Here is a 20,363-nt window from a genome sequence, read left to right on the forward strand (position 1 = left end):
AACGCCGCATTCTGCCAGACACGCGCGCGACACGCCTCAGCGGCACATGCCGAAACCGCCCATATCGACGTGGAAATGGTCGTGATGGGCGGCGTTGTATTCCGGACTCAAGGTAATTTTGAACGCGTCGCACGCCGCGGCTTTCACCTGACGAAGAAAGCGTGCCTTGTCGTCATCACCGGTCCAGTCACGCGCGACGGTGATGCGCGTACCGTCCTGCAATCGGAAACCGGCCAGATCCAGCGCATTCGCCGAGGCATGCTGACTGCGGCGGTTGCTGCGCGCGATGTTGCGGCAGGCAAAGCTGCCGAAGTGATCGACGCGCACCACCGGTTGACCAAACACCTGTTGCGCAGCGGGTTGCAAGCCATGGCGCTCGAACAATGCATACGCTGCCGCAAGCGGACAGGTCGCCAGAAACGCACCGTTGAAGCGAACCGCCGAGCCGCTGACACGCACGGCATTTTCAACCGGACACCCCGGCTGCGGCGTGCTGTCGGGCACAGCCACATAGTTCAGATCAGAGGTGGTTAACGCCTGCTCGCACAACGTGCGGTCCTCCTGCAGACGCCGGAGCTTGAAGGACGTCAGCAGGTTCGGCGCCTCGCGGATATCCAGCGGCGCCCAGGGGTTCCACTTGGGTGGGACGTCGATGTGACCACGCCAAACCGCGAAGACGAACCCGCCTGACGCGAGCAATAGGAAGAGAATGAAACGGCCGAAGGTCATGAAGCGTTCGGCAACGCCCGCGCGGCAAGGTTGCAGCGATCGCTGCTACGGCGTGTGACCTTCAGCGGTCTGTGACCCTCAGCGGTCATTGCCCAGCAGTGATAGCTGCGACTCACTCTGCATGGGCGCGACCGCGATCGGCGGCAAACCAGGCAACCGCTCCGTGAGCCGGTCATGAAAGCGCACGGCCAGATCAGGCGCCAGTCGGTTGTCCGGCGTATGCAGATAGACGTGCGGTCGCTTGCCCGCCTCGATCCAACCCGCCGCCTTCTCGACCCAGGGCGCCAGGAAGCGGTCGTTCGCCTCCAGCTCGGGATGCCCGACGAAGCGCAGCTGGGGAGACTCACTGAATGCGGTCGGCCGCACCGGCAGCCTCGGCTTCTTGCTCTGCGCATGCAGCAACGCCGGATCACGCGACAGGCAGCTGAATAGCGCGCGGGTATCCATACAAATGCGTTCCACGCCTCGCTCGTGGAGCAACCGATTCAGTGCTCGTTCGTCATCACCCCTGGAGAAGAACGCGGTGTGGCGTACTTCCACTGCCAGCGGCCGGTCCAAGGTCTCGATAAGCGGCACCAGCTCCGCGAGACGACTCGGCCCGAAGTTAGCAGGCAACTGCAGCCAGAACGGGCTGATTCGCGACCCCAGAGGCGCGAGCAGCGAACGGAACGCCAGGACGAGGTCCAGCACGTCACGCAGATCCGGCGCCTGGCTGATTTCCCGGGGCAACTTGGCGCAGAAGCGAAACGCCTCGGGCATCAGAGCCGCCCAGCGTGCGACCTTTTGCTCGGACGGCCAGGCATAAAGCGTCGTATTGCCTTCGACGGTGTTGAACACCGAACAGTAATGGGGCAGAAACTCGCTCGCGGGCAGGCCCGGCGGATAGAGCGAACCACGCCACGCTGCATCATTCCAAGAGGGGCAACCGAGAAAATAGGGAAGCGACAAAAGGGGCTTTCGCCTCAGGCGTAGAGGTCCAGACCGAGCACTTCATGGGCATCCAGGTCTGCACTGAAGCTGGCGGTAGTGCCATAGCTCTGCAGCGCTTGTGCGGCACGGCTGTTCAGCGGCCGTTCCATCATTGCCTCGAAGCGCGCCGGCATGAAGTCCCCGGATATGACCGAGCCATAATCGGTTGATTCACTGCGGCTCGGTCGGGAGAGATGTTCGTACGTGGAATCGGTCGAGCTCGACGGCGTGACGATCGACTCGCGTGCCTTCTCGGCTGCCCTTTCACTTTCGCGATAAGGAACCGGCGCGCTTTCCCGCTGGGGAGCACGTTCGATGGGGTAGGCGGAGGGGGCGAGACCGTTGAGGCGCATCATTCACCTGTTCAAGTTCGCCGACTCTAGCGAGCCGCCCGGCAATTGGCAATGCCGCTGGTCACCGAGGCGCTTTCGGCGTGGCGACGTTATCGCGCAGGTAGATCGGCTGTGCCTGATCGGCATCCACCGCCTCCCCTCGTTGGTAGCCATGAACCGCCAGCATCAACAGGTCTTCGGCGTGCGGCAGGAGCGTCGCATCTGTTGCCGCAGGCGTTACCGCAAGCCGCTCAGCGTAGCGCCAGCCTGTGCCGGCAGCGAACCAGGGACCCGCGCTATCACGGGGCAGACTGACCTGTTCCGGTGGGAGGACCGCCTCGATACCAGCCAGCTGCATTTCGCCCGCCTGGGCACGGTAGCAACCCCAGTAAACCTCATCCATGCGCGCGTCAATGGCCACCGCCACCTGATCCACACCGTGTTCGCGGTGCGCGCGCTGAGCAATGGTCGCCAGGGTCGAGACCGGCAGGACCGGACGCTCCAACGCGAACGCCAAGCCCTGCACCACGCCGACCGCGATACGCACGCCAGTGAAGGCGCCCGGGCCGCGGCCGAACGCCAGTGCATCGACCGCTGACAGGGCGATGCCCGCCTCGGCCAGCAGGGACTGGATCATCGGCAGTAGCCTTTGCGCGTGCAGCCGCGGAATCACCTCGTACTGGCTCAGCACTCGGCCGTCGTGCAGCAGCGCGACGGAGCAGGCTTCGGTGGCGGTGTCCAGGGCCAGCAGCGTGGTCATCGGCAATTCCGATCAGTGAAAAAGGGCGGCGATTGTAGCAGCTGTGCGCTTGCTCGATCAGCTAGGCACACGCGACTGGCAGGTGTCTATTCAGAAACAGAAACGGCCCGCAAGCGGGCCGTTCAGTAGGTGCTTTGGTGAATCAGCTGAGCGCAGCCATCACCTTCGCAGTGATCTCTTCCACTGAGCCGACACCTTCGACGCGGCTGCACTTGGGCGTGCCCTCGGCGGCTTCCAGGTTCTGGTAGAAGGCTACCAGCGGCTTGGTCTGGGAATGATAGAGGCTCAGGCGATGACGAACGGTTTCTTCCAGATCGTCCTTGCGGTGCACCAGCTCTTCACCGGTAACGTCATCGACACCGGCGACTTTCGGCGGGTTGTGCTCGGTGTGGTAGATACGACCGGAACCCGGATGAACACGGCGGCCGGACAGGCGACCGACGATTTCCTCGTCATCCACCGCGATTTCAAGTACGTGGTCCAGTTTGACGCCGGCATCACGCAGTGCTTCGGCTTGCGGAATGGTGCGTGGGAATCCATCGAAGAGGAAACCGTTGGCGCAATCAGGTTGCTGCAAACGCTCCTGAATCAGCGCAATGATGATCTCGTCGGAAACCAGACCACCGCTGTCCATAACGTCCTTGACCTGCAGGCCAAGCGGCGAGCCTGCCTTGACCGCTGCGCGCAACATGTCGCCAGTGGAGATTTGCGGGATGGCGAACTTCTCGGTGATGAAGCGTGCCTGTGTGCCTTTTCCAGCACCGGGCGCTCCGAGCAAAATCACGCGCATGGATGTGTCCTCAAAGTTTGCAAAGGGATGCCGCCAGGATCGATGGTCTGCAACCCTACCTCTGGCGAATCAAAAATTCTGGTTTGCCGCCATGCGACAAAAGGTTGAACACGATACACAGCGCACAGAAAGCAGACAAGCGGCCTCCGGAGGCCGATCCGTCCCTTAGCTAACGCAGCGCGCAGAGACGGGAAAACGTCATCCATCACTCTAGACGACGTTTGCCCGGCGCATCATCCGGAGGCCGAAAGCGCTCAGCCAGTGTTGCGCAAGCCGGCCGCAATCCCTGCGACGCTGACCAGCAGGGCCTGCTCCAAAGCGCCTTGCGCCGGGTCCTGTTGCTGCCGCGAGCGGGCCAGAAGCTCGGTCTGCATCAGGTGCAGCGGATCGAGATACGTATTGCGCAAACTGAAGGCCTCCAGCGTTGCCGGACTATGCGCCAGCAGCTCCGACTGCTCGGTCAGCTGAAGGACTGCGGTCACCGCCTGCGACAATCGGTCACGCAAATCGCCACCCAGCGGCTGCAGTTGAGCCGTGACCAAACGCTCGTCATAGCGACGGGCGATGTCGGCATCCGCTTTGGCCAAAACCATCTCCAGCATGTCGATGCGGGTACTGAAGAACGGCCAGCGCTGCCGCATCAGCCGTAATCGATCACCTTCGCCACGCTCAAGCGCGGCTTGCAGCGCGTGCTCCCAGCCCAGCCAGGCGGGGAGCATCAAGCGTGTTTGGGTCCAGGCGAATATCCAGGGAATCGCTCGCAGGCTCTCGATCCCGCCTTCACGTCGCTTCGCCGGGCGACTGCCCAACGGCAGACGACCCAGTTCCTGCTCGGGTGTGGCCTGGCGGAAGTACTCGACGAACTGGGGATGATCACGCACGACGCTGCGATAAGCCGAGACGCCGTCTGCCGCCAGCTGCTCCATCGTCTCCCGCCAGTCAGGCTCAGGCATCGGTGGCGGCAGCAGCGTCGCTTCCAAGACCGCAGCCAGGTACAGGCTGAGGTTCTGCTCGGCAATGTCCGGCAACCCGAACTTGAAGCGAATCATCTCGCCCTGCTCGGTCGTACGGAACCGCCCTGCGACCGACCCAGGGGGCTGGGAGAGGATCGCCGCGTGAGCTGGCCCGCCGCCGCGTCCAACGGTCCCGCCTCGGCCATGAAACAGCAGCAATTCGACCTGGTGCTCGCGGCAAATCTCGACAAGACGCTCCTGAGCACGGTACTGCGCCCACGCGGCAGCGGTGGTTCCCGCATCCTTGGCCGAATCCGAATAGCCGATCATCACTTCCTGCGGGCCATGCAGGCGCTGACGATACCCAGGCAATCCGAGTAGCGTGTCGATCGTGGGCCCCGCGTTGTTCAGATCGTCGAGTGTCTCGAACAGCGGCACAACGCGCATCGGCCGTTGCAATCCGGCCTCCTTCAGCAACAACTGAACCGCGAGCACATCCGACGCGCCTCGGGCCATGGAAATGACGTAGGACCCGAGCGACGAACTCGGCGCCTGCGCCACCACCCGACAGGTGGCCAGGACCTCTGCAGTCTCTGCCGATGGTTGAAAATGCGCGGGCAGTAATGGACGACGATTGTTGAGTTCGCCCTGCAGAAACGCCAGGCGCTGCTGCTCGTCCCACTGTTCGTAGTGACCAACCCCCAGGTAATCGGTGATCTCTGCCAGGGCTGCGACGTGCCGGGCCGAGTCCTGACGAATATCGAGGCGCACCAGAAACAGGCCGAACACGGCCACCCGCCGCATGACGTCAAGCAACGTGCCATCGGCAATCATGCCCATGCCACAGGCATGCAGCGAGTGATAACAAAGCTCCAACGGCTCGCGCAGGTCGCGGTTGTCCTGCAACACCGCCGGCGATGGCGGCTGGTCGTGCTCGATCGCCGCATTAGCCCAGTCGCGCGTGGCCTGCAGGCGCTCCCGCAATCCCTTGAGCAAAGCGCGGTATGGCTCGGCCGACTCGCCGCTCTGGCGAAGCAGCTCGTCGCTCGCGTTCTGCATCGACAGCGCCGCTATCAACCCGTCGATATCGCGCAGGAAAAGATCGGCCGCCACCCAGCGCGCCAGCAGCAACACCTCACGCGTCACCTTCGCCGTCACGTTGGGGTTACCGTCGCGATCGCCGCCCATCCAGGATGCGAAGCGAATCGGCGCTGCATCCAACGGCAAGCGCAAGCCAGTACTCCGGTGGAGCGCTTGATCTGTCTGGCGCAGCACGTTGGGTAGCGCTTGCCAGAGTGAGTTTTCGATGACGGCAAACCCCCACTTCGCCTCCTCCACCGGCGTTGGCCGGCTACGGCGAATCTCCTCGGTGTGCCAGGCCTCGGCGATCAGCCGTTGCAGCTGCAGTTCAATCCGGCCCAGTTCTGCTGCGCCAAGGTCGGTGTGATCGCGCGCGGCCAACTGAGCGGCGATGGCGTCGTATTTCTGGATCAGGGTGCGTCGCGAGACCTCGGTCGGGTGCGCCGTCAGTACCAACTCGATGTCCAGCCGCCCCACTTGCCGCGCCAGAAAGTCCTGACCGAAACCTTCGCCCTTCAGACGTTCGAGCAACCCACCCAATGCGCCTGCTTCGAACGGAGCCGCCTCGCCTGGTCGGCGTCGACGCACCTGGTGATATTGCTCAGCAATGTTGGCGAGGTTCAGAAACTGATTGAAGGCACGGGTCATCGGCAACAGCTCATCATCCCCGAGCCCGTCCAGCGTCTCCTGCAAGAGCCTGGCCCCGTCGGCCGATCCACGGCGCGCGCCCTTTGCGCCCTTGCGAATGCGCTCGATCTTGTCGAAGAAGGCATCGCCGTGTTGCTCGCGGATGGTATCGCCCAGCAATTCGCCGAGCAGGTGAACGTTCTCGCGCAGCCGCGCGTCGATCTTCGCCATATTCGCCTCTCTTCCAGCAGCGGCAGCACCGCGACTTGCAAACGATCTTGAAACGATGCTGAACCGCTACGCTGTATGAACCGTCCAAACAGAGTGCCCAGCGTCTACGGTGAAGACAAGCGATAGCACAACACGCCTGTATGACGCTCACTCGTACGACCCGCCAAACATGTTCGCCAACGCGAGCTAAGGATGGAGCTAGATGAGAATTTCAGAACTGGTCCGAGAATGGGAAAACAGTGCCACCGGCCGCATGAGCACTGAGCAGTACACCATTCCACTGGACATCGAAAGCGCCGCCAGACTAGCCGCACTGGCCGAGATGTACCCCAAGCGCACCACCGAGGAGCTCCTGGGTGAGCTGGTTGGCGCTGCCTTGGAAGGTATCGAGACCAGCCTGCCTTACGAACAGGGCACCAAGGTGATTTCGACGGATGAGCAAGGCGACCCGATCTACGAAGACATCGGTCCCACGCCGCGTTTCCTGGCGCTTTCGCGCAAGCATCTCGAACGCCTGCTCGACGAACAGAACGGGCAGTCCTGAGCCGACGGCAGACGGCACGCCAACGTCTGCGATTCGCATCGTTTGACACCCGCGAGACGGCACCTGGGCCGCCTCGCCGCGCCCTCGATGGCTCTAGGAAGCCATTTTCCTCGTCGCTGCGTTTGTTTTTACTGGAACGAATGCGGCCCGCTGACCTCACAAAAACATGCCCGTTGTGATTGCTGGCCACCCTTTTCGGTAATTGGCACAGCGTGACGGGCTCTGTTTTCGATATCCCAATGGAGACTGGCCATGAAAATGAACACCATCGAAAGCCCCCTGTCGCGATTTCAGTTACCCAAGCTGGCAGCTGTCGCGCTGGGAGGTCTGTTGCTGGTTGGTTGTGCCGGCAATCCACCCAACGAGCAGTTCGCGGTAACCGAGTCGGCCGTACGCAGCGCGATGAGCGCCGGTGCAACCCAATATGCTCCGGTCGACATGCGTGCCGCGCAGGAAAAGTGGAAGCAAGCCGAGCTCGCCATGCAGAAAGAAAATTTTGACGAGGCCCGCAAACTCGCTGAACAGGCGGAGTGGGATGCTCGGGTTGCAGAGCGTAAGGCCCAGGCCGCCAAAGCACAGAAGGCTGTAGAAGACGCTCAGAAGGGGATCCAGGAACTGCGCGAAGAAAGCATGCGTGGTCTGCAGCAATAAGCCGCCCTTCCCTCCCGCTCTCCCTTTAGCAAAGGATGAATCGACATGCATAAGCTAGTAGCCATTCCCACAGCGATCGCCATGAGCATTGGCCTTGCGGCCTGTTCATCGCAGCCCAACCAGACTCTGGAAACGGCGCGCACTGAATTCTCCGCGCTGCAGAGCAACCCGTTGTCCCAGAAGTACGCCGCGCTGGAAACCCAGGACGCGGCCAAGCAGCTGGATAAAGCCAACGAAGCCTACCTGCAGGATGCCGATGAGGAGCGCGTCAATCAGCTCGCTTACCTGGCCAACCGCCGAATCGATCTGGCCGAGCAGACCATCGAGCTGCGTAACGCCGAGCAGCAGATCGAGCAGGCGTCGACCAAGCGCGCGCAAGCCCGCCTGGAATCTCGCGAAGAAATGCTCAAGCGTCAGCAGGACGAGATCCGGAAGCTGCAACAGGACTTGCAGGCCAAGCAGACCGAACGCGGCACGCTGGTGACCTTCGGCGACGTTTTGTTCGATCTGGACAAAGCCGAGCTCAAGCCGGCCGGCATGCGTGACGTGCAGAAGCTGGCGGATTTCCTCAATGAGAATCCAGAACGCAAGGTCATGGTAGAGGGATACACCGACAGCACAGGGTCGGATTCCTACAACCTGCAACTGTCCGAGCGCCGTGCCGAGGCCGTGCGCCGGGCACTGACGCGTGCTGGGGTGGATGCACAACGCATCCAAACCGTGGGCTACGGCGAGGAATACCCGGTTGCGAGCAATAACTCGCCTTCGAGCCGGGCGATGAATCGTCGGGTCGAAGTGACCATTTCCAACAATAACCAGCGTGTGGCGCCACGTTCGTCGATGGAATGACAATGACGCGTTAGGCCCGGCTACGCCGGTGCCGTCGAAAGCCCGCCCTCCTGGCGGGCTTTTTATTGCTCGGTCTCCGGCCTGATTGCACGCCGCGCCGTGTTATCGAGCCTCTGGAACCGCCTTCGCCGGGACTTGCTGGCCCATGCAGCGAATCGCCCGCTTACGGCTGTCCACCAGCACACCGCTCAACCCCTTCTGTTCGGTATCGAACAGAACCAGCACACCGTCAATGCATTCGGCTACCTGCGGCGCTGGCTTGAGCGAGACACGATAGTCTTCACCGGGAACCGTTTTGAGCATCGTGAAATCCGCCAGCAGCAGCGCGTCCTCCGGTTTGGCGATATGCAGGTAGCCGTAATACGACAGCACCGCAACGGTGCCGATGACACTGCCGATGGCCGTGAGGATCAGCGGAATAGGGTTACGTTCGGACATGATTGACGGGGTCACCTGATCAAAGAGGCGGCATTGTCGCAAAATTAAGCCGTGGACGGCCAAGCTGGCCGACCACCTGACGCCTGGTCCTGCTGATGGATGCCCCCATGCCCCCATGCCCCGCACGAAGCTTGCCACCGTTGCGCCAGCAAGGTTCTGGTCTGCTGATTGCCTGCCATCGCCGGTGCGAATAACGCTTCCTCCATGCTCGATTAGCGCTGATGGTTGAGGCAATCCGTGAGCGGCGAATACCGCCGCCCACGCCTGTACTTCATCCGAAGGGATGTCACCAACAGAACGAGCCTGCCCATGGACACTTCTGCCCGCCCAGACGCCGTAAGCCTCGATCAACCCTTTGCGGCTATTCCCGAACTGATTGTGCATTGGGCAAGACACCGGCCCGATCATCCTGCGCTGGTCCAAGGCGAACAGCACCTGACCTTCTCCCAGTTGAATGCCCGCATGGACAGCGTTGCTGCCGCACTGCAACGCGACGGCCTGGAGCCTGGCGATGTGCTTGCAATCTGCGCCATCAATTCCATCGAGTACGCAACGTTATTTCTCGGCGCTTTGCGTGCCGGGTTAGCGGTAGCGCCCCTGGCACCTTCGGCCAGTGCCGAGAGTCTGCTCACCATGCTGACGGACGCTTCACCGCGCCTGCTGTTCATTGATGCCCAGACGGCTCAGCATCTACAACCTGTGCAGACGCAACTGCCTTGCCCGACCTTGCGGCTGGATCAGTCCCCGGACGGGCTGTCTGCGTGGATGAGCGATACGGCGCCCGAACCGGTCGCGATCCAACCCGAGTGGCCGTTCAACATCATCTATTCGTCCGGCACCACCGGCGAGCCCAAAGGCATCGTGCAGTCCCATGCGATGCGCTGGGCACACGTAAGGCGCAGTGCCGCGTACGGCTATGGTGACGACGCCACTACCCTGATCTCCACGCCGCTGTACTCAAACACCACACTGGTGGCCTTTCTGCCGACACTCGCGCTGGGCAGTACCGTGGTGCTGATGAGCAAGTTCGACGCGGGCGAGTATCTGCGGTTGGCGCAGCATCACGGTGCGACCCACACGATGCTGGTCCCGGTGCAATACCAGCGACTCATGGCGCGTGGCGACTTCGATCAGTACGACCTCAGCCGCTTCCGTTACAAGATGTGCACCAGTGCGCCGTTCAGTGCTGCATTGAAGGCAGAGGTGCTGGCGCGCTGGCCTGGCGGATTGATCGATACCTACGGCATGACCGAAGGCGGCGGGACCTGCATCCTCGCTGCACATGAGTACCCGGACAAACTGCACACCGTCGGCAGACCGGCCGAGGGGCATGACATTCGTGTTATCGACGATCAGGGCGTGGAACTGCCTGAGGGTGCCATCGGCGAGATCGTCGGGCATTCACCGGCGATGATGGCGGGCTATCTGAACAAGCCGGATAAAACCGCCGACGCCGAATGGTACGACCCCAGCGGCAAGCGGTTCATCCGCACCGGTGACGTTGGTCGCTTCGATGAGGAAGGCTTCCTGACGCTGCTCGATCGCAAGAAAGACATGATCATCTCCGGCGGCTTCAATCTGTATCCGAGCGATCTCGAGGCGATTCTGCGCGAGCACCCAGCCATCGCGGACGTGGCCGTGGTCGGCGTGCCCTCAACACGCTGGGGCGAAACGCCGGTGGCCTTTGTCGTCCGCGCACCTGACGCAACGGATGAACCCGAAACGCTGCTGAGTTGGTTCAACGGTCCCGTCGGCAAAACGCAGCGCCTTGCGCGCCTGATGCTGATTGACGAACTGCCACGCAGCGCGATTGGCAAGGTACTCAAGCGTGAGCTGAGAGACCGTTACACGGCAGCGCACGGCCCGGCGGATTAACGCCAACAGGCCGTCTGGCTGGGTGATTGTTCCGGTGCACTGCAGGGAACCGGCGCAACGGCGACGCGATCCGAACGCGTCCGCCTGCCTGCGCCTTACTTGATAGCCGCGTTACTCAATAGCCGCGTTGGATGTCGACGATGCCGCTGATGGACTGACCTTTTTCAAGCGCAAGGATCTTGTCGCCAATCTGGGCAATCGTGGCCTCGCGCAGCGTACGAGCCGATACGTGTGGGGTGATGGTGACCTGCGGCATCTGCCAGAACGGGTGGGTGGTTGGCAGCGGCTCTTCGCGGAACACATCGAGTACAGCGCGTGAAACGCGGCCCTCCTCAATCGCGCGGCACAGGTCCTTATCGACGACATGCTCACCGCGACCGACATTGATGACGACGGCATCGGGTCTCAGCTTCGCGAGCAATGAATAGTCGATCAGATCGCGTGTGCTGGCCGTCAGCGGCAGGGTGTTCACCAGCACGCGGGTTTCACCGAGAAAGCGGTCGAGCTCCGCGGTGCCGGCAAAGCCGCGGACGCCCTCGAGGGTATGTTCCGAACGCGCCCAGCCACTCACGGGGTAATCCAGCACAGCCAGTGTGCGCGCGACACGCTGGCCGATATGCCCCAGCCCGAGTACACCCACCGGCCATTCGCTGCGCTCGATCGGCCGGCGCAGTTTCCATTGGCCCGCCGCCTGCTGCTCGCGGTATGCATCCATGTCGCGGCTGATGCCGATCACGTGATACGCAACATACTCGGCCATCTGCACCGACATGCCGGCATCCTCGAGCCGCACCACCGGAATGTCGCGCGGCAGATTCGGCACCTGCACCAGCGCATCGACGCCCGCGCCGAGGTTGAACACCGCTTTGAACCGCGGCTCCTTGTCGAACAGCGCCGCCGGCGGATGCCAGACGATGGCGTAATCCGCGCCGCAGCTCGGTAAGTCCGGATGCCATACCTGGATGTCAGCCTCCGGCAGGTGCTGCTGGATCAGGCTGGTCCAGCGCTCGGGCTTGGGGTCGGCGGCGACGAAAAGGATTTTCATAAGCTCTCAGTATTCTGTTCGGTGAAGAATGCCGGGCCGCGCGGCAAGCGGCACCGTTGCCTGGTACTAGATGGCGTAGACGTGGCCGTTGGCTTCCAACAGGCGCAACAGGGCCGGCCAGGTCAGCTTGGAAGCATTGCCCAGTTCGGCGGACTGCTGACGCGTGGTCTCGATGGCCGCGGCGGATGGCAGATGAGTCGGGCCACAGGATTGCGCGCGCACCTGAATCTCGCAGGCCTTCATCAGGAAATACAGGTAGGTAAAGGCTTCGGCAACCGTGCTACCGGCGGTGAGCACGCCGTGGTTGCGCAGCATCATCATCCGCTTGTCGCCGAGGTCGCGGATCAACCGCTCGCGCTCGCTCAGATCCAGCGCGACGCCTTCGTACTCGTGATAGCAAAGGTGGTCGAGACAGAGCATCGCCGTCTGACTCAGGGGCAACAAGCCATCGCGATGCGCCGAAACCGCCACGCCATCAGCCGCATGAAGATGCATGACCGCACCGGCATCTGCCCTGCCCATGTGCACGGCACTGTGGATGGTGAAGCCGGCCGGATTGACCCGATGCAGGCTACCGCTCTGAACGATCTGCCCCTCCTGATCGACCTTGACCAGGGACGAGGCGGTGATTTCCTGAAACAGTAAACCGTAGGGGTTGATCAGAAAATGATGTTCCGGCCCCGGCACGCGCGCCGACAGATGGGTAAACACCAAATCGTCCCAACCGAAGTGCGCCACCAGCCGATAGGCCGCGGCGAGGTCCTTGCGCACCTGCCATTCGGCTTCGCGATTCGTCGAAGTTGACTCTTGCATAGCTCTGCTCCAGTGGTTTGGTAGGCGCGCCGGGGGGCGCATGGCCCGCAGTGGCCGGTGTGCTCAGGCCTCTTGTGTGTGACCGGCGTGCTTGCGGTTCTCCTCTTCCTGCAGGGCGCGCCACATCAGCTTGCCAGTCGATGAGCGCGGCAGCGAGGTAACGAACTCCACATACACCGGCGCCTTGTAGGCCGCCATTTCCGCCTTGCACCAGTCGATGATGTCCTGCTCGCTGACCTGTCCGGCCTGACCGTCACGCAGCACCACGCAGGCCTTTACCGTCTCGCCGCGCTTGGGGTCGGGGCAGGAAATGACACAGCACTCCTGAATCGCCGGGTGGCGGTACATCAAACTTTCCACCTCCGATGGCCAGACCTTGAAGCCCGAGGCGTTGATCATCCGCTTGACCCGGTCGACGAGGAAGAAATAACCCTCTTCATCGTAGTAGCCCATGTCACCGGTGCGGAAAAACCTCTGGCCGTCGAGTTCGATGAAGGCCCGTTCGGTCTCTTCCGGCCGGTTCCAGTAGCCCTGGAACAGCTGCGGCCCGCGACTGATGATCTCCCCCACTTCGTTGGGCCCCAGCTCCTGCTGGGTAGTCAGGTCGATGACACGGCTGTCGACGTCGAATACCGGAATACCGAGGCACTGCGCCTTAGGTCGCGGCACTGGATTGATATGCGTCGCCGCGATGGTTTCGGACAGCCCATAGCCTTCGATGTAACGCAGGCCGGTGAGCCGATGCAGTTTCTCCTCCACGGCCTTGGGCATCGCGGCGCCGCCGCCACCGACGCTGACCAGGCTGGACAGGTCGTAGCGTTCCAGGTCCGGATCGGAGAGGAAGTCGATGGCCATCGTGGCGATGTTTACCCAACCGGTGACGTTGTGACGCTCGATAAGCTGGGCGGCCACCTTACGGTCCCAGCGGGTCATGATGACCGCGGTGCCGCCGTTGTAGATCGGCCCGCTCATGGCGCCCTGCATGCCGGTGACGTGAAAGTAGGGCAACGTCGCGAGAATCACTGATTCGCTGGTGCTGTTGGTCCAGACCACGCGATGAATAATGGTGGCCATCGCGGAACGATGGGTGTGCATGCAGCCTTTGGGCGCGCCAGTCGTACCGGAGCTGTAAGGGAATACGCAGAGATCATCCGGACCCGCCGTATGCGGACCCGGAACATGACCCGCATCGAAGGTGTCGCGCCAGGCGATACCGCCAGCGAAATCCGGGGTACTCGGCGCAGCCTGCACTTCGGCCGGTAACGCCAGATCGGTGGGCTTCCGAACATATTCCGAATAGGCCGCGACGATCACGTGGCGCAGCTGTGCAGTGCCGACCAGCGGTGCAATGAAACCTGTCAGTTCCTGCCCGCAGAGGCATACCGAAGCGCCGGTGTCGTGCAGGTAATGTTCCAGCTCGGCGCTGTGGTTCATCGGGTTGACCGGTATCACCACGGCGTCCGCACGCAGGATCGCGTAGTAGGCGATGGTGAATTGCGGTGAGTTCTGCATGTACAACAACACCCGATCGCCCTTGGCCACCCCCAGATGTTGAAGGTAGCCCGCGAGCGCCTCTACCTCGCGCAACAGCTCGGTGTAGGTGATCAGGGTGTCGTAATAGACGATGGCCGTCTTGTCCGGGAAGCGCCGTGCGGCGATTTCCAGGTTAACGAACAGGCTGGTCTCCGGCACCGTCAGGTGCTTGGGCAACTCTTCAGGCCAGACCGCATGATGACGAGTGAACATTACAGAACTCCTGAATCGCTATGAGAGGCCAGTTCGGCTATGGCCCGTTCTTCGCCCCACTCGAGCCAGCGTCGGGTGTCGCGCAGCGGCGTAAGGGCGATACGTTTCTCCCGCAACGCCGTGACATCTGCTTCAGGCGCGACGATGTGGGCCGAGGAGTGCTCAAAGCCGAGCCACCAATACAGAAGCCCCCGCCCGTCCTGACCTGCCTGCAACCGCGGCCGCGTAATCGAGCCCAGCGATTGCTGGGTCATCCGCAGATGGCTCACGGCAGTGGCCGAGCACGCCGGGAAGTTCACATTCCAGCAGCAACCGCTGCCCTCGCGACGCGCCCAGAGCGCCCTGATCGTAGGTGCGGCGTAGCGTTCGACGCAGGACCAATCGATGGCCGTGCGATCGAGGAAAGCCTGGCTCAAGCCAATCGCGGGCAGGCCCAGCAGATCGGCACTGAGCACCGCACCGAGCGTTCCCGAATAAGGCACCGAATCGCCGATATTCGCCCCACTGTTGATGCCGGATAGCACCAGGTCAGGCGGCGTTTCCTCCAGCCATTCGGCCATGGCAAACATCACACAGTCTGAGGGCGTACCGGAGACGGCGAAGCGGCGCTCGCCATGGTGATACACCCGCAGCGGTGAATGCACCGAGATGCCCTGACCGGTGCCACTCTGGTCGTGCTCGGGCGCGACCACCCACACTTCTTCCGCCAGTTGTGCGGCGATCCGCTCCAGCAAGGCCAGTCCCGGCGCGGCAATGCCGTCATCATTGGTCAGCAGTACGCGGCGTAGCAAGGGCGCACTCATAACAATGCTCCCTTGTCGCCACCTTGGGCGATGCGCCAGCCGGCTTCGGCCAGCAGGCCCGCACGCTGGCCGACCTGCAAGGCATCGGCGTTGCTGGCGTTGCCCTGCAATGCGCGTGCGTAGACACCCTGAAGAATCGCCGCCAGCCGGAACAGGGAGAATGCGACGAACACATGCCAATCGGCGACCTCGGCACGCCCGCTTTGCTGACAGTAACGGGCCAGCACGTCTTGTTCGGAGGGGATGCCCTGCGCCTGCAAGTCGATGCCGATCAGACCACGCAAACCGTCGACGCCGGCCGGAAGGTGGTACGGCAGGCAGAAGTAGGCCAGGTCCGCCAGCGGATGGCCGACGGTGGACAATTCCCAATCGAGAATTGCCGCCACCCTCGCCTCCGCCGGATCGAAAATCAGATTGCCGAGCCGGTAGTCTCCGTGGGCGATGGCGCACTCGTCGCGCTGCGGCACCTGCTCGGGTAGCCATTGCATCAGATTTTCCATCGCCGGCATGTCGCCGGTGCGGGACGCCTGATACTGGCCGGACCAGCGCTTCACCTGACGGGCGAAATAGCCCTGTGCCTTGCCGAAGTCACCAAGCCCGACGGCGGCGACATCAACCTTGTGCAACTCGGCCAGGGTATCGACCGCGGCCAGATGGATCGCGTGGCGGTCATCAACGGCCAGCCCTTCCAGCGCCGGATGGCTGAAGATCCGCCCCTCAACGTGGTCCATCACATAAAAGGCGGTGCCGATAATCGCTTCGTCCTCGCACAGCAGATGTACGCGTGGCACCGGAACTGCGGTGTGCTCGGACAGAGCCCGGATCACCTTGTACTCACGCTCGACCATGTGCGCCGTGGGCAGCACTTTGCCCTGCGGCTTTTTGCGCAGGACGTAACGCCGTCCAGCACTTTCCAACAAATACGTCGGGTTGGACTGACCGCCCTGAAACTGCCGAACCTTTAGCTCGGAGCCTAATTCTGGCAGCTGCTGCCGAAGGTATTGCGCCAGCGCCGCCTCATCGAAACGATGCGCGGGAAGCACGTCGATCAACTCGGGTTCATTCATCGCCGAGCCCTCAGCATGCGGTTTCGCCGCCATCGGCAACGATGACCTGCCCTGTGATGTAAGCGCTCGCGGGCGCGGCCAGGAACACGGCCAAGCCGGCAATGTCCACCGGCTCGCCAATACGGCGCAGCGGTGTTTTTTCCGCCGCTCGGCGAACCCGCTCCGGATCATCGAGCAGCGCCTTGGCGAAATCAGTACGCACCAGCCCCGGCGCGATGGCGTTGACGCGGATGCCCTTGGGCCCCCATTCCGCCGCCAGGTTGCGGGCCAGTGCCGCTTCGGCCGCCTTGGACACGCCGTAGGTGCCAATCACGGTGTTGCCGCGGAGCCCGGCGATGCTGGAGAGCATGATCACCGCGCCCTCGCCACGCTCGGCCATCTGCGGCAACACCATGTTGGACAGCCAGAAGGTGCCCTTGACGTTGGTGTCCATGATCTTGTCCCAGGCGTCGTCGGTCAGCTCACTGGTTGGGCCATAGACCGGGTTGGTGGCCGCGTTGCAGACCAGCACGTCGATCCGCCCCCAGGTCTGCAGCGTGGTGTCGACCAACCGCTGCAGGTCTTCCTTGCGCCCCACATGACAAGGCACCGCAATCGCCTCGTGGCCCGCGGCTTTGAGCTCGGCAGCGACGGCCTCGCAGGCATCAGCCTTGCGGCTGGAGATAACCACCCGCGCGCCGCACCGAGCCATCTCCTCGGCGATGGAGCGGCCAATACCACGGCTGGAACCGGTGATCAGCGCCACCTTTCCGGACAGATCGAACAAGGGATTGGTCATGAGGACTGCATCCTTCTTTTGGGTTTGTCGGAAGCTCAGCGCTTGCTGGAATAGTTCTTCAGTTCGAGCTTGGCGATGGTGTCCAGATGCACCTCATCAGGACCATCGGCCAGGCGCAGCGTCCGCTGATGTGCCCAGGCTGCTGCGAGGAAGCTGTCCTGCGAAACGCCTTTTGCGCCGTGCACCTGAATCGCGCGATCCAATACTCGCAACGCCATGCTCGGCGCGGCCGCCTTGATCATGGCGATCTCCTGCCGTGCGACCTTGTTGCCAACGGTGTCCATCATCCGCGCCGCTTTCAGCGTCAGCAGGCGGGTCTGCTCGATCTCGATGCGCGAGCGGGCAATGTCCTTGCGGATCGAATCGAAGTCGGCGAGCTGCTTGCCGAACGCCACTCGGTCATAGACGCGCTCGCACATGGCTTGCAAGGCCCGCTCGGCCACGCCGATGGTGCGCATGCAATGGTGGATGCGGCCCGGGCCGAGACGCCCCTGGGCGATCTCGAAACCGCGGCCTTCGCCAAGCAGCATGTTGCTGGCCGGCACGCGAACGTTGTTGTAGTGAATTTCGGCGTGGCCATGGGGCGCGTGGTCGTAACCGAACACGTGGAGCGCACGAACGATCTCAACACCAGGCGTGTCCAGGGGCACGAGAATCATCGACTGCTGCCGATGGCGCTCGGCCGTCGGGTCGGTTTTGCCCATGACGATGGCAATCTTGCAGGTGGTGGTCATCGCACCTGACGACCACCATTTCTGCCCGTTGATCACATACTCATCGCCTTCGCGGCGGATCTCGCAGGCGATGTTGGTCGCATCAGAGGATGCCACTTCGGGTTCGGTCATCGAGAAACAGGAGCGTATTTCGCCATTGAGCAGCGGCTTGAGCCACTGTTCCTGCTGCTCTGGCGTGCCGTAGCGCGCCAGCACTTCCATGTTGCCGGTGTCCGGCGCTGAGCAGTTGAAGACTTCGGCGGCAACATGCGAGCGGCCCATGATTTCGCAGAGGTGGGCGTACTCGAAATTGGTCAACCCGGCGCCGAACGCGCTTTCCGGGAGGAACAGATTCCATAGCCCCTGCGCCCGCGCTTTTTTCTTCAGCTCTTCGAGAATCGGCGGTGGCGCCCAACGATTGTGGGCATTGGCAACCTGCTCATGAAAGACATGCTCGTTGGGGTAGATGTGTTCCTCCATGAACGCCGAGAGCTGTTCATGGAGCTGTAACGCTTTACCGGTCAGTTCATACATCGCCATTTTCCTTCTTATTGTTGTGCTGCGCCGGAAAGATCAGCGGCACCCCTTGCGGATGCTCACTGCCCGAGCGCAGACGGAAAGTCGCTTCGCCGATCGCCAGTAGACGATCGTCCTGGTCGCGCACTTCTCCTGAGCTGTTGAAAATCCGACTGCCGCCGGCACGCCGCTTGCCAATGGCACGGATGACGCCCCCCGAACACTGCCCGGTGAACGTGGTGTTGAGCACCAGCGTGATCGCCTTGCGCACTCGGCCCGGATAGGGGCAGTACGTTCCCGCCTCGGCCAGCACGACATCGAGCAGCGAGGTCAGCACGCCACCGTGAAGCACGCCGGCCATGTTCAGGTGGCACGCCTGGACATCGAGTTCGATCACCGCTTCGTCTTCCGTCCAGGACACTTGACGATAGCCAAGTACCTGATGAAAGCCCGGCAGGTCCTTGCCTCCGCTGATAGGCAGCTCGGCAGTCGGGTCTTGGTGGGCAAGCGGGTCCATCTCCAGCCCTTTCATCGCTCAAGCTTCAAGCGAGGCGTATTGATCGGTGCGCAGATCGGCGCCGGTTGCACCTTGATGTTCCTGACGAGCCGCATGGCGTTGTCCTCATGATTATTTTTGTGGCGAGAGGCTTCCTTTTGAAGCTGGCATGACTGAAACGATGCGTCAATTCGAAATCGAGTTCCATCAGGCAGAATTATGACGACTCACAACCAGAACCGTCTAAAGTCAATATCGCAGCGCCACGACGCTCGCCAAATAAGCGGTTACACATGATTTGAAAGAAACCTAGGAGGCGATAGCCTTCTGCTAGTGGTTGAAAAAGCTGCCCGCTATGTTAGCTTTCGGACAGCTTTGCAAAAATCAGTTTTACTGTGCGAAACAAAGAACGATGTAAGTGCTAGGCAAAATGGCCGTCAGCCAGACAATTACAACAAGAGGACGCGTTATGAAATCCATGCTCAAGAAGCTACTCGTTCCAGCCAGCCTGATCGCGATGGCGGTCGCCGCGAGCGCGCCGCAAATCGCCGCCGCGCAAGACGTCACCAAATGGCGCGTCCAGTCTCACTGGCCGAGCGCCAGCAGTTCCTATGAAGACAGTCTCGGCCGCCTGAAGCGCGAGATCGAGCGACGCACCGAAGGCCGCCTGGAGTTGCAGCTGTTCGAGTCCGGCGCGCTGTTCAAGCCGCAGGAAACTTTCAATGCCGTGAGCCGCGGCATCATCCAGATGGGCACCATCTCCCCGGGCTACGCACAGGACAAGATCACGCTGGCCGGCATCGCCTCCGGCCTGCCCTTCGCCTTTCAGAACGTCTGGGAAGCCGCGTATTTCCATAAGCACATGGGTTTCGAGAAGATGCTGCAGGAAGAAGCTGCCCAGCATGGCGTCTACTGGTCGACCGATAAGGTCTACCCGACCGAGATGGTGGTGAAGAACCCGATCAACAGCTGGGAGGATTTCACCAAGCTGAAGATTCGCTCGTCGGGCGCGCTGCAGAAGTTCCTCGATGAAGCCGGGGCGTCAACGACCTATCTGCCAGGTGGTGAGCTTTATCCGGCGCTCGATACCGGTGTCGTAGACGGCGCGCACTGGGGCGCAGTGCAAGGCGCGGCGAGCATGAGCTTTTATGAAGTGGCGAAGCATCATGTCCGACCCGCTCTGAACATCGCCGGCACTGATGTGATCATCATCAGCCAGAAGGCGCTCGACAAACTGTCGGAGCGCGACCAGGAAATCGTCAAGCAGATCCTCGACGAACAGTTCTGGTACCGCACCAATGAATACCTGTATCAGGAGCAGATCGCATTGCGGAAGGTCATGGCCGAACAGGGCGTTCAGGTCAATACGCTGCCTGACGACGTGCAGAAGCGTCTGAGAGACGTTGCGCAAAAATCCTGGGAAGAAGAAGGCAAGCGCAGCGATAAAGCAGCCGAAGCCCTTCAGAAGCTCAAGTCGTTCCTGAGCGATCTCGGCTACCTGTAAACCCCCTCGCTTGATCAGCACGCCCGGCGCGGTTACCCGCTCGGGCGTTTGATC

The 20,363-nt window shown here is 62.0% G+C and carries 20 protein-coding genes; 5 read left to right on the forward strand and 15 right to left on the reverse strand.

Annotated features, from left to right (window positions below):
• Positions 1 to 36 precede the first annotated feature (36 nt).
• The 6 genes from K4O48_RS14070 to ppc form a co-directional block, all read right to left on the reverse strand.
• Positions 37 to 729 (reverse strand): extensin family protein, encoded by a 693-nt coding sequence (locus tag K4O48_RS14070; protein WP_222909028.1) that lies wholly within the window; start codon positions 727 to 729, stop codon positions 37 to 39.
• Positions 730 to 807: 78 nt separating this feature from the next.
• On the reverse strand, positions 808 to 1,677 hold the full coding sequence (locus K4O48_RS14075) for a DUF72 domain-containing protein (protein WP_260523635.1): 870 nt from the start codon (positions 1,675 to 1,677) through the stop codon (positions 808 to 810).
• A gap of 14 nt (positions 1,678 to 1,691) precedes the next feature.
• Positions 1,692 to 2,054, reverse strand: coding sequence for a hypothetical protein (locus tag K4O48_RS14080; RefSeq protein ID WP_248493050.1), 363 nt, complete (start codon positions 2,052 to 2,054; stop codon positions 1,692 to 1,694).
• A 58-nt stretch (positions 2,055 to 2,112) separates the two neighbouring features.
• Positions 2,113 to 2,790: a tRNA (adenosine(37)-N6)-threonylcarbamoyltransferase complex dimerization subunit type 1 TsaB gene (gene tsaB, locus K4O48_RS14085; RefSeq protein ID WP_222909029.1), complete on the reverse strand. Its 678-nt coding sequence runs from the start codon at positions 2,788 to 2,790 to the stop codon at positions 2,113 to 2,115.
• A gap of 142 nt (positions 2,791 to 2,932) precedes the next feature.
• The gene (gene adk / locus K4O48_RS14090) at positions 2,933 to 3,580 is read right to left on the reverse strand and encodes an adenylate kinase (RefSeq protein WP_222909030.1); all 648 of its coding nucleotides are present in this window, start codon (positions 3,578 to 3,580) and stop codon (positions 2,933 to 2,935) included.
• A gap of 254 nt (positions 3,581 to 3,834) precedes the next feature.
• The gene (gene ppc / locus K4O48_RS14095; protein WP_222909031.1) at positions 3,835 to 6,471 is read right to left on the reverse strand and encodes a phosphoenolpyruvate carboxylase; all 2,637 of its coding nucleotides are present in this window, start codon (positions 6,469 to 6,471) and stop codon (positions 3,835 to 3,837) included.
• A gap of 202 nt (positions 6,472 to 6,673) precedes the next feature.
• Between ppc and K4O48_RS14100 the strand changes: the two genes are divergently transcribed.
• From K4O48_RS14100 to K4O48_RS14110, 3 genes are all read left to right on the forward strand, one after another.
• Positions 6,674 to 7,015, forward strand: a complete 342-nt coding sequence (locus tag K4O48_RS14100; protein ID WP_222909032.1) for a pilin assembly protein — start codon at positions 6,674 to 6,676, stop codon at positions 7,013 to 7,015.
• A gap of 252 nt (positions 7,016 to 7,267) precedes the next feature.
• Entirely contained in the window at positions 7,268 to 7,666 is a 399-nt protein-coding gene (locus tag K4O48_RS14105) for a DUF4398 domain-containing protein (protein WP_222909033.1), read from the forward strand.
• A 45-nt stretch (positions 7,667 to 7,711) separates the two neighbouring features.
• On the forward strand, positions 7,712 to 8,515 hold the full coding sequence (locus K4O48_RS14110; RefSeq protein WP_222909034.1) for an OmpA family protein: 804 nt from the start codon (positions 7,712 to 7,714) through the stop codon (positions 8,513 to 8,515).
• 102 nt (positions 8,516 to 8,617) lie between these two features.
• Here the strand turns inward: K4O48_RS14110 and K4O48_RS14115 are convergent, their stop codons facing one another.
• Positions 8,618 to 8,953 (reverse strand): hypothetical protein, encoded by a 336-nt coding sequence (locus tag K4O48_RS14115; RefSeq protein WP_222909035.1) that lies wholly within the window; start codon positions 8,951 to 8,953, stop codon positions 8,618 to 8,620.
• Positions 8,954 to 9,262: 309 nt separating this feature from the next.
• Between K4O48_RS14115 and K4O48_RS14120 the strand changes: the two genes are divergently transcribed.
• Positions 9,263 to 10,828 carry a class I adenylate-forming enzyme family protein gene (locus K4O48_RS14120; protein WP_222909036.1) on the forward strand — a complete coding sequence of 522 codons (1,566 nt, stop codon included), beginning with the start codon at positions 9,263 to 9,265 and terminating at the stop codon, positions 10,826 to 10,828.
• Positions 10,829 to 10,943: 115 nt separating this feature from the next.
• On the opposite strand, the gene K4O48_RS14125 is transcribed toward K4O48_RS14120, so the two are convergent.
• The 8 genes from K4O48_RS14125 to K4O48_RS14160 form a co-directional block, all read right to left on the reverse strand.
• A complete protein-coding gene (locus tag K4O48_RS14125) occupies positions 10,944 to 11,873 on the reverse strand; it encodes a 2-hydroxyacid dehydrogenase (RefSeq protein ID WP_222909037.1) in 930 nt (309 codons plus the stop codon).
• A gap of 66 nt (positions 11,874 to 11,939) precedes the next feature.
• Positions 11,940 to 12,686, reverse strand: coding sequence for a class II aldolase/adducin family protein (locus K4O48_RS14130; protein ID WP_222909038.1), 747 nt, complete (start codon positions 12,684 to 12,686; stop codon positions 11,940 to 11,942).
• A 63-nt stretch (positions 12,687 to 12,749) separates the two neighbouring features.
• Positions 12,750 to 14,432, reverse strand: a complete 1,683-nt coding sequence (locus K4O48_RS14135) for a long-chain fatty acid--CoA ligase (protein ID WP_222909039.1) — start codon at positions 14,430 to 14,432, stop codon at positions 12,750 to 12,752.
• Positions 14,432 to 15,235: a 5'/3'-nucleotidase SurE gene (gene surE, locus K4O48_RS14140; RefSeq protein ID WP_222909040.1), complete on the reverse strand. Its 804-nt coding sequence runs from the start codon at positions 15,233 to 15,235 to the stop codon at positions 14,432 to 14,434. The genes K4O48_RS14135 and surE overlap by 1 nt, the downstream gene beginning before the upstream one ends.
• Positions 15,232 to 16,302 (reverse strand): phosphotransferase, encoded by a 1,071-nt coding sequence (locus K4O48_RS14145; RefSeq protein ID WP_222909041.1) that lies wholly within the window; start codon positions 16,300 to 16,302, stop codon positions 15,232 to 15,234. The genes surE and K4O48_RS14145 overlap by 4 nt, the downstream gene beginning before the upstream one ends.
• Before the next feature lie 10 nt (positions 16,303 to 16,312).
• Positions 16,313 to 17,080: an SDR family NAD(P)-dependent oxidoreductase gene (locus tag K4O48_RS14150; RefSeq protein WP_222909042.1), complete on the reverse strand. Its 768-nt coding sequence runs from the start codon at positions 17,078 to 17,080 to the stop codon at positions 16,313 to 16,315.
• A 35-nt stretch (positions 17,081 to 17,115) separates the two neighbouring features.
• A complete protein-coding gene (locus K4O48_RS14155; RefSeq protein ID WP_222909043.1) occupies positions 17,116 to 18,327 on the reverse strand; it encodes an acyl-CoA dehydrogenase family protein in 1,212 nt (403 codons plus the stop codon).
• Positions 18,320 to 18,826: a PaaI family thioesterase gene (locus K4O48_RS14160; RefSeq protein WP_260523741.1), complete on the reverse strand. Its 507-nt coding sequence runs from the start codon at positions 18,824 to 18,826 to the stop codon at positions 18,320 to 18,322. The genes K4O48_RS14155 and K4O48_RS14160 overlap by 8 nt, the downstream gene beginning before the upstream one ends.
• 448 nt (positions 18,827 to 19,274) lie before the next feature.
• Here K4O48_RS14160 and dctP point away from each other — a divergent pair, with 448 nt between their 5' ends.
• On the forward strand, positions 19,275 to 20,309 hold the full coding sequence (gene dctP / locus K4O48_RS14165; RefSeq protein ID WP_222909045.1) for a TRAP transporter substrate-binding protein DctP: 1,035 nt from the start codon (positions 19,275 to 19,277) through the stop codon (positions 20,307 to 20,309).
• Positions 20,310 to 20,363: the final 54 nt, after the last annotated feature.

Source organism: Pseudomonas sp. DNDY-54 (assembly GCF_019880365.1).
GTDB classification, from domain to species: domain Bacteria; phylum Pseudomonadota; class Gammaproteobacteria; order Pseudomonadales; family Pseudomonadaceae; genus Stutzerimonas; species Stutzerimonas stutzeri_P.